Here is a 15,093-nt window from a genome sequence, read left to right on the forward strand (position 1 = left end):
GCTCGGATCGCACGTGGAGCTACAGATAAAGAGCTGGAACCGCTGCGCCGCGCCGCCGCCGCAGGCGGGCTCAAAGGGTATCTTCGGGAGGTCCTCCGCCAGCAGGAAGCGAGCAAGGGCCCTTTACCCCCTGTAGCCCTTGCGAAAATGTATAACCGACTAGGAGAAAAGGAAAAGGCAATCGAAGCGCTTGAAAAAGCCTACGAGCAGCATTCGCCGCGCCTGGTTGACCTTCGTTCCAATGTCTTTCTGACATCTCTCCACTCGGATCCACGTGTCCAGGCCTTTCTCCAGAAGATGCATTTTCCTAACTGAATAGAACCTGGCCATGACTGCCACCGACGAACCGCAGATCTCCGCGTTCCGGCCGTTGGATTCCAGTAGCCCACTCTCAGAACTATTGAAAATGATGTTGGGCCATTCGACAGAAATTTGAGCACTCCGAATGATGTTCCATTCCGCTTTCGATCACCCGATGACCGAGACCGGAAATGTACCTGCCGAAGGCCGGAGGCTGGCACGTTCGCGCTATGCCGGTGCTTCCTGTGAGACCGGGCGATCATGTGTTGGGCTCCCCACCGTCCGGGGCAGCGACGCTGTCCCTTTTGGCAGCGCGGAAGGTGGACGAAATTGAAGAGGCGGAGCGGATCTTAACGGAACGCGGGGAACGGCCATGCTATGTCGTTCCTGGATCTTAGACAGGAGGAATCAGGACGCTCTCCGGTGTCCTTTGAGGTGTCCCATAATTGACTACTCAGGTCACATTGCATGCATCTATATGGGACAGCACGACTGTAAGTGATTGGGACTGCGTTGTGGCGTATACAGAGAGAGAATTGCAGATCGGCTTCGCTGTGTGTATCCGGCAAATCGAGGAAATCCAGGAGATAGCTATCTTTGAACACTCCGGTCGCATTCTCCGGCAAAACTCGCGACGCTGTTGCGAGGTTATGGCGGCTCGCAGGATCTGAACGGCAGCACATCTGCCACGGTGAACCTGATCGTAACGGCGATTCCGACAAGCATTGGGCTTGCCGTCACTCCCAATCCGGCGAGTGTGGGACAGGACGTGAGGCTGGTCGCAACTGCGGTGGCCGGGCTAGCCGGACAGGTGCCAACTGGGACGGTAACGTTCTCCGATCAGAATGGATGGTCATTACCGATTACAACTTCTCCCTTGAGGTTTCGTCGACCGCGCTGACGATTCCGAGCGGAGATCATCAGATTCTGTCGACATCGGTGTCGTCCGTGTAAAGCATTGCCACTGCCCTCCCCGTCTCCGGGTCGTGCGATAGACGATTTATTTCCGGCACTTGGAACGGCACTCACCTCGCGGCTATCGCAGCCCCTCCCAGGAATACCCCGTTTGGGGAGTAGGGTGGATTCTTTAAGCCGGTCATAATGACCGGAGAGGCCCTCCCCATGGACCAGGCGCTGATGGATATGTTTGACCAGGCCCGCAAAGTGGTTGCGGACGCAGACCGTAGGATCGCAGAAGAAGAGGAGCGGCGCAGAGAGAACGAGCGAGAAAGACTGCTGCTCGAGCTCAGTGCGCGCGTCGAGGACGCCTTCGACTTCACCAGCAAGGAAAAACTGGCGTTCGAACCCCGCTTGGATGTTCAGGACGGCGTTGGAGTCGTCGAGTTTGTGGTCAGAACCGTACGGGCCATCTTTCTGCTCTCGCCCGTTGAAGGCAATACGTGGACGCTTCAGGTGGTCCAGGAGGGCTATGAGCCACAGGTGCTCAGCGAGTTTCAGGGTGGGATGAAGACCGAACAGCCATCCCGCCGTCTGGCAGCGGCACGCGTTGTCGCCGCAGTCGGCAACTGGGTTCAAAATGCCAAGGGATCACAGCGTGTTCAGACCGCGAAACAACCAATAAGATGGCGCGACGATGACGAATCTAGGCCCGAGCCCACATTCGGAACGTTCCTCGGCCACCGGTTGTAGTCCCTGGCCTCATCGCACCAGGCTCGCGATCAGATAGCCGAACAGCGCAAGAAAGAACGCAGCGAGGCCGAAGGTCACCTTCTGCCGCTCGGCGACCCAGAACAACCTGGGCATTGCGCTCGCCGATCTGGCGGGACGCAGCGAAGGGGCTCAGGCAGCCCAGTATCTGCAGCAGGCGGTCGACGCCTATCGCAGCGCCCTGCAGGTTTACACCGAATCAGCATTTCCCATCCGATGGATGCTAGTACTACGAATTTGGCGATTGCCTACGAAGCCGGGAAGGACTGGGATAACGTTCATAAATGCTATGAGCAACTCTTGAACCACAATCCCACTAATCAAGAACTGCAAGCGAAGGTCAAGGAGCTATCGGAGAAACGTTAACGATATCCATCACCTACACCTGAAGAGTTCTAAAATCGTCCACTAGCTAGGGCCGACCATTCAAAATTACTCTGTCTTCTCAGCGACTTACAAACGAACCCATTTGTCGCTTTAGAACTCGTCGTAGATGCTGCGAGGCCCCATGTTGACCGAGCGATGGCCACGAAGTTTCCGCAAACCCGACGCACTTTACGGGCACTTCGGGATTACTTCCGGTTTGACCGTGATCCGCCCGAAACCAGGCTGAGGCCCTTGATGAGTGCCCCGTCGTTTTATCGCCAATTGATCGCGCTGATCGCGGTTGATCGGAAACGTAAGCCTAACGTTTCGTATAGAGGGAGCGAGAGCTGCGCATCAATGATGAAGCGGACAAACCGAATCATTACCTTTCTATGAAATCAGACGTTTTTCAAGATATGCAGTCATGGCAAGCTTGTACTCCCTGACGATCTCAGGTCGATCTCGGTGTCTCGCCGCTGCATAAAGAGCGTTCATGCTCTTGATCATCTGCAGGGTAATGCTCGCCACCAGATACGCCTGTTCTACAGAAATCGCGGGCCTTCGCGCGCAAAAGACCCGAGCGAGCCGCTCCCGTAACTGACCTCTTGTCTTCTTATCGCGCTTCGAGTCTACGGGAGCGTCAAGAATCGTAATGTAGGCGGGGTGCTCCTCCATGAAGGAAACCATCATATCGACGAAGCTCTCAGTCCGTTCTTTAATAGACAGGCCGGCAGTAGCTTCCTCGAGATTTATCCAACGCCCCTCCATCTCGTTTGCATATTGAGTTCGTAAGGCGCCAACAACAGCCTCCTTATTGGGAAAGTATTGATAAACCGCTCCAATGGAAGCGCCTGCTCGTTTGGCGATTGCCTTCATCGTCGTGGCGTCATAACCGACCTCGGACAATTCAGAAGCAGCGGCTTCGAGCAGATCGGCGACGCGCCGTTCGCCTCGCTCCTGCTGCGGAATTCTCCGATTAGCCAATATATCTGAGTCCATGCTCATATTCTATCATCAAAACATGAGCAGGTAGTCATATTTTCAGGGAGGGGATTGATTCATCATGGTCTGGAAATTTAGTTTTGCGCTCTGTTTCGTAGCATTCTCCGGTCAAGTGGCCATGGCTCAGAATAATGCCGGAAATATTCTCACCAGTGATGTAAAGGTCGATGTCCTTAGGCGATATAGCGGGCCTGAAACTCTTCCAAAGCCAGACAAGATCCTGATCTACAATTTCGCAGTGCCTGTCGAGGACATAGCAACGGACGAGTCCATTGCCGCACGACTGCACAGAACGATCATGTTGCGACGCGGAGTGGATGAAGATTCCTCGCGAGAGGTTTTGGTGCAACACGTTCAGTCTGCCTTCGAAAAGGTCCTCGCAAGCGAGTTAAAAAAAATGAACATTCAGGCAGTTAGTATGCCTGCACAAATGTCTACAGCCAAAGGCGCCATATCCGAGTCTGATCTGGTTGTTGAGGGCCAGTTTGTCGCGATCAATGAAGGCGATGAGACCAGACGGATCATGATTGGTTTCGGTCGCGGTGCAAGCGATATCAAGACGCATGTTACGGTCTCTACCGTGGTCCGGGGTCATCCAACGGTAGTGCTGGCATTCAATCTGTCGTCAGAAAGTGGCAAGAAGCCTGGTGCTGTTGCAACCATGGGCGTTGGTTCACTCGCTATCGGGGCTGCAGCCGGAGGTGTCTCCGACCGGAAGTCGACTGTGGAGGCCGATGCTTCCCGTATGGCAAAACTGGTGGCGAAGCAGCTCGAAGCATTCATGGACGAGCAGAAGTGGATTTCAAATACTTCGGAGGGGAAACCGACTGTCCAACATGAGTAAATCACGACTGCTTCGTATGATAAACGCCTTGTATTGACCGATCAGCGCAATTCCCGGATGGTCAGCAATACGGAACTAATCATTGTCCTTGTAGTACGCGTAAAACGGGGTTATCGGCGACTTCGCCCTCGAAGGGCAGCCAACAGCTCGAATTTGCCGATAAGCCGACTCTTCGTCAGGTGAGGCACTTGTCCCTTGCCTACGCTAAACGAATATGCGAACACTGCGGCTGGCCGCGCTGCGTCATTGAGCAGGGGCGCAACAAACGTAGAATGGAATGTGCTGGCGGTAAACCGCAGGCAGGAGAGTGTCACGTGGCATCTGGAACAGTAAAGTGGTTTAACGACGCAAAAGGTTTTGGCTTTATCACCCCGGACGACGGCGGCGAAGACCTCTTCGCCCACTACTCCGCAATCGCGTCAAGCGGTTTCAAGTCACTGCAGGAAGGGCAGAAAGTGACCTTCGAAGTGACCCAGGGGCCGAAGGGCAAGCAGGCTTCGAACATTCAGGCCGCTTAACCTTCGTTCCGAACAATGGCTGAACGCCTGAAGGGTTACAGCCATGTCCATTCCGCACTCCTTTATCAGGATGGCCCAAGATCACCTCGCCGGTCATGCGAAGTGACGCCATCGAGCTCCCTCAAACGGTGTTGTCGGCGACTTCGACCCCTTCGGGAAGCCAAAGCCCCCGAACTTTCCGATAACCCGACATTACAGGCAGTTCGTAATGAACTGTGTCTTAGCCGTTGTAGCCACATCTCGACTTCGCCTGAAGCGCTGCTTGTCGCCCAGCTCAGCACGAAGGGTTCAGCATATGAAAACCAATCCCCAATTTTAGGCATGTACTTTGCACCTATATCTGGATAGAGTCGAACCTAGCGGCTAGAAGTAGTTCCACAAATCTCAGAGAGAGTCGAATACTGCCATGATTTCTTCCCCTGAAGCTATAGCTCCTATCCGCAAATCTCAACAGATTCAGTATGAAAATCAGGGATTCATTTATCTTCCTCAACTCCTAAACCCTGCACTAACAAAACGTGTACTTGATGGATATGAACGTGCCTGCAAAGCTCATATTGATCCTGTCCGCGCCCAACAAGTCAAGCCCCACTATGACATTGCAAGAATCTTGGACGAAGACATCGTCTTTTCTGAACTTGCTACTCTGCCAGAACTCCAGCCATATCTCCTCGCTACCTTAGGCGAGGACGTTCAATTGGTTCAGGCCACTGCTCGCCTCTTCCCGCCCGGAAAGACATTCACCGCCCCTTGGCACAGCGATATGGCAAACACCCTCGGCATAGACCTCGCACATAGCAACAAATTCCATGTAAAAGTGCATTTCTATTTTGAAGATATGGCCCCCGATCAGGGCTGCCTCGCATTCCTTCCCGGCACGCATAGGCTGCCCCGCGAAATGGAACGTCCGAACCCGAAAGACATCAACGCAGCGGAAGACTCGGTCATCATCGTCCCCAAGGCTGGCGACGCGGTCCTCTTCAATACTCACTGTCTGCACATGTGTCTCGACAACAACAGCCCGAAGGATCGCCGCACTCTCATCTATTCTTTCTCTCACTTCTGGGTGAAACAGTTCCCTGGAGCCCGCCCTTCAAACCCGGCTTGGATTCCTGAGGGTTCTCTCGAAAGGCAGATATTTGGATTGGGAGTCGATGGTTTGGATATATTTGACCAGCGCCCTTGGCAAGGGCCCGAACCCTCCGCCCTTCGCAAAGCGAAGGAGCATCTCGCACGCAAGCTCCTCGGCTGAGGCAGAAGCGAAGATTTCGAGACGGTACAACCATTGCCCATTGCCAGTATGGCAGCGTGTATTACTCCCGATAGACGTGCCACCGTCAACCGATCGCGGTTCCCGAAAACGTTAGGTTCCTATCGGGGCTGCCCCGGTAGGAACCTAACGTTTTCGAGGACTAATCGTTGCGATCATCCCTAAGACGCGCTCAATGAGCGCTTTACCCTGCTTGCACCAGTTGAGAACAAGCCGACATCATGCAACCGGGCGATTCGGCGCTAAGCTGCATTGATCGGTACGACTTTGACGTCTTGGAGTGCTTTGATATCGCGCATTGGTTGCTGGCCGAATAGACAGCTCTACTCGCAGTTGAACTGGCTCGCACCCTTCGTAGCTGACCTCGTATGGGGCGCTCATAGCGGCGGTATGCTCGCCTGAAACGTAAGAATCGGGTCGAATGAGAGGTAAACGCTGGCGGTCTGGCACGAGCAGAAGCGCCGCGATGTTTTGGCAGCGGATTAGTCCAGCTTCTTTTCCGACAGGAACTTCGATAGCTGATCTGCAATCTCGACGTTGTTCAGGTCCGACATCTGGAAGTGGGTGTTGCCCCGGATACCGATCTCGGGCAGGTGTACGACTGTGACATCGCCGCCATGGCGGTTCACAACATCGCGCCACCTCTTGGCCATTCCGAAGAAGATGCACCATTGTTCCTGGCCTGGATTCACGCTCGGCTTGTTGGGGATGTTGTCGCCGTAATAGATGATGATCGGTATCTTCGTGAGCAGCATGAAATCCGACTGAGACACGGTGATGGCGCTGAGCGCTCGGCCCCCGAGCGTCATGGGAGGCGGCACATCACCCTCGGGGAATGGAAAGTCGAAGCCCGGCTCGAAGGAGACGATGGCGCGAATATTCCTATTCTTGATGGCCGTGCGCCAGCCCAGCCCGCCGCTCTGTGAGTGGGTGACGAGAATACCCGGTCCGATCTTGTTGAAGAGCGCCGAAACCGCCTCAATATTCACCTGCGCGTCGTACGGCCCGGTGTTGGGAGCCATTTGCCGGAAGAATTGGTTGAGCGCCTCCCGGTCGCGCGAGAACTGCACGCCCGGATAGAAGTCGGGCCAGGCGCCGAGCCGGAAGATGCCGAACCAGAGCTGCTCATCTGGTGTGGCAGTGATGTAGATCGGCTGCATTCCGCGTGCCGCGTGGCCACGCCGCGGCTGGTCGATCAGATAAACCTGGAAGCGGCGGCGCAGGAAGATGTTCTGGAACCCCTCGCGCCCGTCCGGGGTGGTCTCCCACGTTTTGGCGGACTGCCCGTGGCCGTGCCAGAAGACGAGTGGAAGTTTTCTGGCATTCACTGGAACCTGGTAGAAGACGTAAGCGTGGTCGCCGTGCAATGTCTGCCCTGCGGGATCGGTGCCTGCGGGGTTGTATGCGCCCTGCTTGATGGGGTCGAAAGTGCCGGGAGCGGTGATGACTGAGCCGCCGACAGCGAAGCTGCCTTGCTCCTGGATCATCAGCGGCTCAGGCTTGCTTTTGTTGGTCTCTTGTGCGCCCGCTGAAGTTAGGACGAAGGCTGCAATGAGCCAGAGTGCGATGTACGACTTCCGATGATTCCTGCTCATTGAATTCCCCCTTGCGACGGATGTCAGAGAATTTCATGTTGGACTCTCCAGCGGCCTGCTTTTGCATGATTTCTCCTGCGATTTGCCTCTCGTAAATTCATTGCTTCTCGAAAACTTCCTTGGCAACGCTGATGGCATTTACCGCATTAGGCCAGCCACAGTAAAACGCCAGGTGAGTGATAGTCTCGACCAACTCCTCCTGCGTCACGCCGTTTTCACGCGCTCTGATGAGGTGAGACCGGAGCTTGTCCGGCGCGGCCACAGTCACCAGGCTTCGGTCACGCTTCGACAGCTCCGGACGTTCCCATACGTCGCCGTACAGCACGTCGTCAGTCAGCTCAGCCAACTTGGGGGCAAAGTCGCCGATCGCTCCTTGAGACGGCCTAGGCTTCGCGCCGGCATCGGTGCTCGCTCCCTGAGCACGGAGCGGCTCGCCGTACTGCGCCTCGCTAACCTTCTCCATCCAATCGACGGCCTTGCCGTCGAGCTGTTCCACGATGGCGATGTGCGCCATCGAACTGTTCGGCTCGGCGCCGTGCCAGTGCTTCTGACCGGGCGGAATCCAGACAACGTCCCCTTGCCGGATTTCCTCTAGGGGGTCCCCCCAGCGCTGCACCCGGCCCGTGCCCGCCGTTATGATCAGGATTTGGCCCAGCGGGTGAATGTGCCACGCGGTACGTGCGCCGGGCTCGAATGTGACGAGGGAGCCGGAGGCGCGCGCCGGAGCGTTCGCCTGGAACAGAGGATCGACGCGCACGAAGCCCGTGAAGTTCTCGGCTGGTCCCTGCCGGGAGGGCTGCGATCCGCTGCGCCAGATTCTTATCGCTTGCTGATCTTTGGATGTTTGGCTCTGCGGACCTGGCGTCAGCATGCAGAGCGAGATCCCAATCGCTACGAAGATTCTCATTGTGGTCCCTTCTTCTGTGTTTCCGTTCGGGCTCCCACGTCAAAGAAGCGTTCAGAGTCCGGTCATCTTTAGCGCAGCTTCAGGCAGGCGAGCACCTTCGAGCGAGAGCCTGGAAGCAACTTCGTCGATCTGCTTGAGATCGCTCTCCGTAAGTTCGACATTCACTGCGCCAAGATTTTCGTCCAGTCGATGTAGCTTCGTGGTTCCAGGAATAGGTACGATCCACGGCTTCTGCGCCAGCAGCCAGGCGAGTGCGACCTGTGCCGGCGTTGCGCCTTTGCGCTCCGCGGCGGCTTTGATCATGTCGACCAGAACCATATTGGCCTTGCGCGCCTCGGGCGAGAAGCGCGGCACGTTGTTCCGAAAGTCGGTGGAATCGAACTTCGTGTTCTCGTCGATCTTGCCCGTGAGGAATCCGGCGCCGAGCGGGCTAAACGGCACGAAGCCGATTCCAAGCTCCTCCAGCGTTGGCAGAAGCTCGGCCTCCGGACCACGCCAGAACAACGAGTATTCGCTCTGCACTGCGCTGATCGGCTGGACGGCGTGCGCACGGCGGATGGTCTGGATTCCGGCTTCCGACATGCCGAAGTGTTTGACCTTACCCTCGACAATCAGCTCCTTGACCGCCCCGGCCACGTCCTCGATCGGCACATCCGGATCGACGCGGTGCTGATAGAAGAGATCGATGTGATTGGTCCGCAAACGCTTCAGGCAAGCCTCTGCCACCCGCTTGACATGCTCGGGCCGGCTATTGGTCCCACCGCGTCGCTCGCCAGTCTCAAGGTCGATGTCGAAGCCGAACTTTGTGGCAATCACCACCCTGTCGCGGATCGGCTGGAGCGCCTCGCCCACCAGTTCCTCGTTTGCGAACGGGCCATAGGACTCGGCCGTATCGAACAGGGTCACGCCACGGTCATGGGCGGTACGGATCAGGTTGATCATCTCGCCCTTGTCGGCCGGCGGGCCATAGAGCGCGCTCATGCTCATGCAGCCGAGGCCAAGAGCAGAGACTTCGAGGTTTTGTCCGAGAGTACGCTTTTGCATTGCTTCTCCTTTTGCAGCGTGTGTACTTTCTCTGCTCTTATAGGAGATACCTTGTGGGACTACCAAGAGGCGAGGAAGACGATTACGCTCATGCCAGCGCCACCTCGCCGTTCCAGTTCAGACCGAACGCGTTTCTCCCGATGTCATTCCAGAGGCAAGCTGCGGATTCACCAGGATCTCTTTGATTGCGAGGCGACACTGCTGAAAACTATCCCGTACTTCTCTGCCAAAAAGCTCTGTAGGTCAGTTGGCAGCCCTGCGGATAGTTCCTGCCAAGTTAGCAGCTTCAAACGACACCGAAGTTCGAAGGACCGAACTGCACGAAGGACCGAATACCAATTATCAATCAGCTCAGGGCGGCGTGCATCACAAAACACAGCGAATGAGTCACCAGAAGCGTATGCCGCGAGAACACCTCGTATCAATTGATAGTTCGGATATCTTTGATCATGCAAAGAGAGCTCGGAGACGTCGAAAATCGTCTCGAAATCTCGATAGCGAGAAATGAGCCCGATCCCTGCGGATTGAAAATCTGACTCGGTAAGCTTCGCCTCAACGAGAAGATGACCGAGCTTCATATCAATCTCCGTGTTATCCCCCCTCCCATTGAGGAGCGGCGTGCGGGGTTTGAAACCAAATTGCGGTCTTGCCTCTTCCGTAATTCCTAGCGTTGCTTGGACGCACTTAGATCTTAGCGTCTCCGGATGGCAGAAGATGCTCATTAACAACGCATCAGAACTATAGGCACAATCCAGTTCCTTCCAATTCCAGTTCGCACGAACCCGATACCTTGTCCAACTGGTATGGACCTTCGCCAGCCTTCTGGACCACTCGGGATTGTTAGCTATCCGCCGGAAGGAAAGTTCCTGAAAGTTCCCGTGCCGTTCCTCGCCATCACGGCAAAAGAGAACACTGGGAGTCCCCCCATCCGTACACTCGTAGACCAGTCCTCTCGCTTTAGCAAAGCGAATGCTCCTAAGACTCAGCTCGGTGCGTAGATCCAGTCCAAACGGAATCCCCTCGCGAGACTGCAGTCCATCTACCACAAACTAAGACTAGGCGAAAATAAAGCGAATATCAAGGGCGACTATGCAGTTTCTTTTTGACGTCGAGCTTTCTTTGCTAGGGTTTTCGACTTCTTGCCCTCCGCGAGGCTAGCAGTGAGCGAATCCGAGACCAGCCGATCAGGCGGCAGCCTGTTAACCCGAGCTGCCTGGGATCGCCGGCGGTCCTCACCACTTTGAATACGGGCGGGCGACGAGATTTGCGTTAAAGTATCGAGGATCGTCCGTTACTTCCTGACCGATCCAGTCAGGAAATGACATGGACTGCTTCTCATCTTTCAATTCAACTTCCGCTACGATCAGACCCCTGTTTTCACCTTCGAACTCGTCAATCTCCCAGACGACGCTGCCACGAGTGATGCGATATCGGGTCTTTTCAATAAGCGGACGCTCACATAAGCGATCGAGCATCTCGTTGGCATCTGCCAACGGAATTTCGTACTCATACTCGGACCTGGTTGCTCCGACAGTAATGCCCTTAATCGTGATGAAGCCCTGATCACCTACGGTTCGCACACGAACGGTTCGCTCTTTGACCGTGCTGAGGTATCCCTGCCGATAACGTTTACCGCCACCCTGACCGCGCCAGGTGTCACCCTTGACCAGAAATTTTCGCTCGATCTCTTTCGCCATCCCATGCTCCCTCGATCAGAAGTCAGGCTGACTTCGCTGTGCTTATACTGCCGCCTAACCTCAATATTCGCTTAATCTCCCGAATGTAACTCGTGTTTGGCGTACCTTTGATACCTAAGTCCTGAATCAATTGCAAGACAGCATCGGGATCTGTCGATTCAACAGCTACTGTATCTCGCACGACGTTGGCAAGGGTGACGAAAGCGAATTCGGCCTGGCATGCGCCTACACTGAACTGATGCCGGACCTTCGAAACCTCGACGACGGCGATTCTGGGGTCCGCCTGAATTATTTCAAGAAATTCCTCAAGCCAATATCCAGTCCTGGAAAGAAGAGGTGGTTGGAGCTGAAGGCTAGGAAAGACCTGGGTGATTATAACGGTGCGTTCCAGGGGAAATCCTGCCTTGAGGACCGGTTTCCATTGTTCGAGCTTTCGATCCTCCTGAACCAATATCTTGATGTCCATGAGATCAGCACGAATCTTTGCATTGCATCGGTCGGTCGCTTCGGAGACGAGGTAAGTCTCCTTGCTCGCCGATTCACGGGACTGCGTCAAGCTCTCGAGCTTTTTTCGAACCAGCACGAGCGACTCTGCCCAAACTCGAAATTCGTAGCGCGGCTTGATTTCATCCATCCCGACCTCACAAAAGCTTCCCTTCCGCGGACGGGGTGCAACCTGAATTACCGGCCTCCAGTATACTGGAATCCACCCTGAATTGACGTATACGGGACCACGCACTCATTGAGCTTTGGTTGGGGCCCTTTCTCTGACGCTATTCACTAAATTCAGATTAACTGGCTGTGCGGAGTTCGTCGGCCGCTGACAGGCGCGGAGTTGGATAATAAGGCGCTCTGGGAAATTGGCAACAACAGGATTTATTTTTTCAGGAAGCTATTTACCTGCTTCAGATCTTGCAGAACGGTTTGGGTATTTGTTGCCGATCTTCATCCGTTCGGGCACGTAATATAGCCGAAGGATGCAAGGTGGCAATAATCGGAGGAAATCCCCGGCGTCGGTCCTCTCATCGCAGCAGGCCCCATTATGGCGACGCTGACCGGGGTCGGTATTGGGGGGTGCCGTCGGCGGCATGGTAGGAGCTCTGGTTGGCATGGGGTATCCCCGAGTACGAAGCCAAACGGTATGAGAGTGCTGTAAAGGAGGGAGGAACACCCTTCTCTCTGTTCACGGTGAGACCTCCCAGAGAGCCGCCTACGAGGAGCAACGCCGCCAACATCAAAGCGTACGCTGCAACGACCCACTGCACGTCCGCGAGGGAAGCGCGGAAAGCGTTCTGCAGTGCGGGGAGTGCGACATTGACAACTGTTCCGTCAATAAACGCCATGCCCGATCCAAGAATGGTGGCGGCAAGCACGATACGTCCGCTCACTTGTGGCTTCGAGCTATCTTTCCGCATGCAGAGAACCTCGGTCAGCTTCCCTTAGTTTGAAATCTTAGCTCGTCTTCATAAATTGGCTTCTGAGAGCATCGCCACTTCGGCGAGTAGTAGGCCCTGTTCTCGTCATTTGACGAGAGGGCCAAGACCTCAGCTATCAACATGGGCGTTACACTCAAACGAGTGACAATGAAGATTCTGTTTGTACCTATCCTGGCGACCGCGCTAGCCTCGACCGTCGTCGCGCAAGACATCAAAGAGTTTCTCGGCCGTTGGGACATAACTGTTACCCCCGCCACCGGCAAACCTTATCCGCAATGGATGGAGCTTACGGATAACGGCGGCAAAATGGAAGGTCGCGTTCAGCCGAGGGGCGGCGCATGGCATCCGATCGTGGGCGCCCACATGGAGTCGGGCAAGCTGATCGTGGATGTGGGGCAAGCGGGTCCTGGTTCGGAAATCAACTGGGAGCTCACGTCCCCCAGCGCAGGCAAGCTAACCGGCATAGAGAAGCGCGGCCACGCCGGCGGCTCGATGCTCGCTGGCGTGAAGGCACCTTCGCTTGATCGGCCAATGCCGAAGAAGTGGACCAAGCCCAAGCCTCTTTTCGACGGCAAAGATCTTAAAGGTTGGGAGCCGATAGGAAATGTCGACAACAACAAATGGGTGGCGCGCAATGGCGAGCTGGTGAATGACAATCCCGAAGTGTCCGGTCAAAGAACCCACGGGGCCGCCAACATCATGACCACAGAAAAATTCCAGGATTTCAAACTGCATATTGAAGTGAACTGCCCAGAAGGTGGTAACAGCGGCATCTATCTGCGCGGTCGCTATGAGTTACAGGTGGGCACCGAAGGCGGCAAGCTTCCGTCGCATGAAATGGGCGCCATCTACAGTTACTATCCCCCGCCAGAGGGCTCAGAACTTGGTCTCGGAAAATGGACGACCTTCGACGTCACCCTGGTCGGCAGACATGTGACGGTTTTGCGCGATGGCAAGATGTACCACGACAATGTCGAGATTCCTGGCCCGACCGGAGGTGCTCTTGACAGCAATGAGGCCAAGCCAGGACCCTTCTATCTGCAGGGGGATCACCACGGCGTCGTCGCTTACCGCAACATCAACATTTCCGTTCCGAAAAAGTAAGGGTCTGTCTTTGAGACGCGCGTCTGCTAGCTGCTTGTTCTTGCTGCAGTTTCGATCCTGACGGACGGGATGCGGAAGGTAGTAGTAGACCGCATTCCCAGAGACCGTCAAACAGATCCGCATTGCGTTACGACTGCTGCCCGAAGTGTGATGAACGATTACCCGCAGGCGCCCGATACAAGGAGTGCCTGACTACGCTAAGCGTCATGAACCCCCTGAAACAGCTTGCGAAGCCCTACAAAGTTCCAGGGTCTCTCTTTATTTTTCCGGCGCCGGGAATTTTGCACTTCATGCATTGGACTGAGTAATTTCCATCATCATCAATTGCGTGCGAGGGAATCTCAATCGACTCTCGGCAGACAGGACATGTCGCTGTTTTTGTTTCGGGCTCTGGTTTCATGCTGACTCCTTCCACGACTAGCGTCGCTAGCGAAGTATGATTTAGGGACCGGCACATTTCAGATTGAGTGCAAGAGCTCCCGGTCTATCTACCTGCTATTCAGCAGCTCAGGCGAGTTGTTCTTCACGTTGCCGACGTCTTTTGAGACCTCGAAGGCCTCCATCTCGTCGGCGGCATGTCGGGACGATATGAGCTGCCTGTCGGCCACCCGGCGGACCGCGCTTTGGAACACAAGGATCGCCTGCGATTCTCAGTGACAGAATCGATGCTTGCTTTTGACCGTCGGGTATTTGGCGACGCCTTTGAGGTCTCCGCCTCTGTATGGTTGTTGAGCGCTTCTGAGGGGCATACGAATCGTAGTTTTGGTGTGGAGGGTGACATAGCCATCATGGCAACAGAAGATGACATCCAATTCATGCGCCTCTAGGCTGTGAGCGGTTGCCATCTCACCGCCGGAAAGGTCCAAGGGGGCACCTTCTTATATTGCGTCTCGTTATCGGCAAGTTCGATCCCCGAAAGGGAACTCGCCCTCGAACAAGCACTCGAAGGGACACGGACACCTGGCGGAGCCGAAGTCGGCGCAGTTCTCGTCCGAGATGAGGTTTCAATCTGTGCTGGATTCAATGAAGGCGAGCGGAAAGGAGCACTCTTCTATGGAAGGCACGAAGTATATCGGAATGGATGTTCACAAGGACTCGATCTCGATCGCGGTTCTAAATTCTTCGGGCAAGCTGGTGATGGAAAGCATCATCGAAACCAAGGCGATTACGATTCTCGAGTTCGTGCATGGGCTGCGCGGGAGTCTGCATCTGACGTTTGAAGAGGGCACCTGGGCTGCGTGGTTGTATGACCTGCTGAAGCCGCATGTGACGAAGCTTGTGGTGTGTGATCCACGTCGCAATGGCTATCTGAAGCAAGGCAGCAAGAGTGACCGAATCGATG

The 15,093-nt window shown here is 55.3% G+C and carries 15 protein-coding genes and 1 pseudogene; 7 read left to right on the forward strand and 9 right to left on the reverse strand.

Annotation, left to right across the window (positions count from 1 at the left end):
* Together Q363_RS42255 and Q363_RS25080 are read left to right on the forward strand one after the other, a co-directional pair.
* Positions 1-315 (forward strand): hypothetical protein (locus tag Q363_RS42255; protein ID WP_035356293.1); only part of this gene is annotated, 315 nt, incomplete at its 5' end.
* 1,086 nt (positions 316-1,401) lie between these two features.
* On the forward strand, positions 1,402-1,950 hold the full coding sequence (locus Q363_RS25080; protein WP_157467516.1) for a hypothetical protein: 549 nt from the start codon (positions 1,402-1,404) through the stop codon (positions 1,948-1,950).
* 774 nt (positions 1,951-2,724) lie between these two features.
* On the opposite strand, the gene Q363_RS25085 is transcribed toward Q363_RS25080, so the two are convergent.
* On the reverse strand, positions 2,725-3,333 hold the full coding sequence (locus Q363_RS25085) for a TetR/AcrR family transcriptional regulator (RefSeq protein ID WP_051979294.1): 609 nt from the start codon (positions 3,331-3,333) through the stop codon (positions 2,725-2,727).
* A 64-nt stretch (positions 3,334-3,397) separates the two neighbouring features.
* On the opposite strand from Q363_RS25085, the gene Q363_RS36780 reads away from it, so the two are divergent.
* The 3 genes from Q363_RS36780 (at position 3,398) to Q363_RS25100 (ending at position 5,950) form a co-directional block, all read left to right on the forward strand.
* The gene (locus Q363_RS36780; protein WP_051979295.1) at positions 3,398-4,180 is read left to right on the forward strand and encodes a DUF4410 domain-containing protein; all 783 of its coding nucleotides are present in this window, start codon (positions 3,398-3,400) and stop codon (positions 4,178-4,180) included.
* Between the two features lie 314 nt (positions 4,181-4,494).
* Entirely contained in the window at positions 4,495-4,698 is a 204-nt protein-coding gene (locus tag Q363_RS25095) for a cold-shock protein (RefSeq protein ID WP_035356300.1), read from the forward strand.
* 406 nt (positions 4,699-5,104) lie between these two features.
* Entirely contained in the window at positions 5,105-5,950 is an 846-nt protein-coding gene (locus Q363_RS25100; RefSeq protein ID WP_035356304.1) for a phytanoyl-CoA dioxygenase family protein, read from the forward strand.
* Between the two features lie 500 nt (positions 5,951-6,450).
* On the opposite strand, the gene Q363_RS25105 is transcribed toward Q363_RS25100, so the two are convergent.
* From Q363_RS25105 to Q363_RS44690, 7 genes are all read right to left on the reverse strand, one after another.
* Positions 6,451-7,563: an alpha/beta hydrolase gene (locus Q363_RS25105; RefSeq protein ID WP_035356306.1), complete on the reverse strand. Its 1,113-nt coding sequence runs from the start codon at positions 7,561-7,563 to the stop codon at positions 6,451-6,453.
* A 97-nt stretch (positions 7,564-7,660) separates the two neighbouring features.
* Complete coding sequence (locus Q363_RS45955; RefSeq protein WP_035356308.1) at positions 7,661-8,470, reverse strand: (R)-mandelonitrile lyase; 810 nt, start codon at positions 8,468-8,470, stop codon at positions 7,661-7,663.
* Between the two features lie 51 nt (positions 8,471-8,521).
* The gene (locus Q363_RS25115) at positions 8,522-9,514 is read right to left on the reverse strand and encodes an aldo/keto reductase (protein WP_035356311.1); all 993 of its coding nucleotides are present in this window, start codon (positions 9,512-9,514) and stop codon (positions 8,522-8,524) included.
* Between the two features lie 167 nt (positions 9,515-9,681).
* Entirely contained in the window at positions 9,682-10,560 is an 879-nt protein-coding gene (locus tag Q363_RS46780) for a PGN_0703 family putative restriction endonuclease (protein WP_051979296.1), read from the reverse strand.
* A gap of 186 nt (positions 10,561-10,746) precedes the next feature.
* Entirely contained in the window at positions 10,747-11,211 is a 465-nt protein-coding gene (locus Q363_RS25125; RefSeq protein WP_035356314.1) for a CYTH domain-containing protein, read from the reverse strand.
* Between the two features lie 22 nt (positions 11,212-11,233).
* Positions 11,234-11,845, reverse strand: a complete 612-nt coding sequence (locus Q363_RS25130; protein ID WP_035356316.1) for a hypothetical protein — start codon at positions 11,843-11,845, stop codon at positions 11,234-11,236.
* A gap of 406 nt (positions 11,846-12,251) precedes the next feature.
* Positions 12,252-12,626, reverse strand: coding sequence for a hypothetical protein (locus Q363_RS44690; protein ID WP_035356319.1), 375 nt, complete (start codon positions 12,624-12,626; stop codon positions 12,252-12,254).
* Between the two features lie 168 nt (positions 12,627-12,794).
* Here Q363_RS44690 and Q363_RS25140 point away from each other — a divergent pair, with 168 nt between their 5' ends.
* A complete protein-coding gene (locus Q363_RS25140; protein ID WP_035356322.1) occupies positions 12,795-13,751 on the forward strand; it encodes a 3-keto-disaccharide hydrolase in 957 nt (318 codons plus the stop codon).
* 488 nt (positions 13,752-14,239) lie between these two features.
* Here Q363_RS25140 and Q363_RS41155 read toward each other — a convergent pair whose 3' ends face one another.
* Positions 14,240-14,383: a hypothetical protein gene (locus Q363_RS41155; protein ID WP_157467520.1), complete on the reverse strand. Its 144-nt coding sequence runs from the start codon at positions 14,381-14,383 to the stop codon at positions 14,240-14,242.
* A gap of 421 nt (positions 14,384-14,804) precedes the next feature.
* On the opposite strand from Q363_RS41155, the pseudogene Q363_RS25145 reads away from it, so the two are divergent.
* Positions 14,805-15,093, forward strand: a pseudogene (locus Q363_RS25145) (hypothetical protein); the annotation flags it as partial.

The organism is Edaphobacter aggregans DSM 19364, assembly GCF_000745965.1.
Classification (GTDB): Bacteria; Acidobacteriota; Terriglobia; order Terriglobales; family Acidobacteriaceae; genus Edaphobacter; species Edaphobacter aggregans.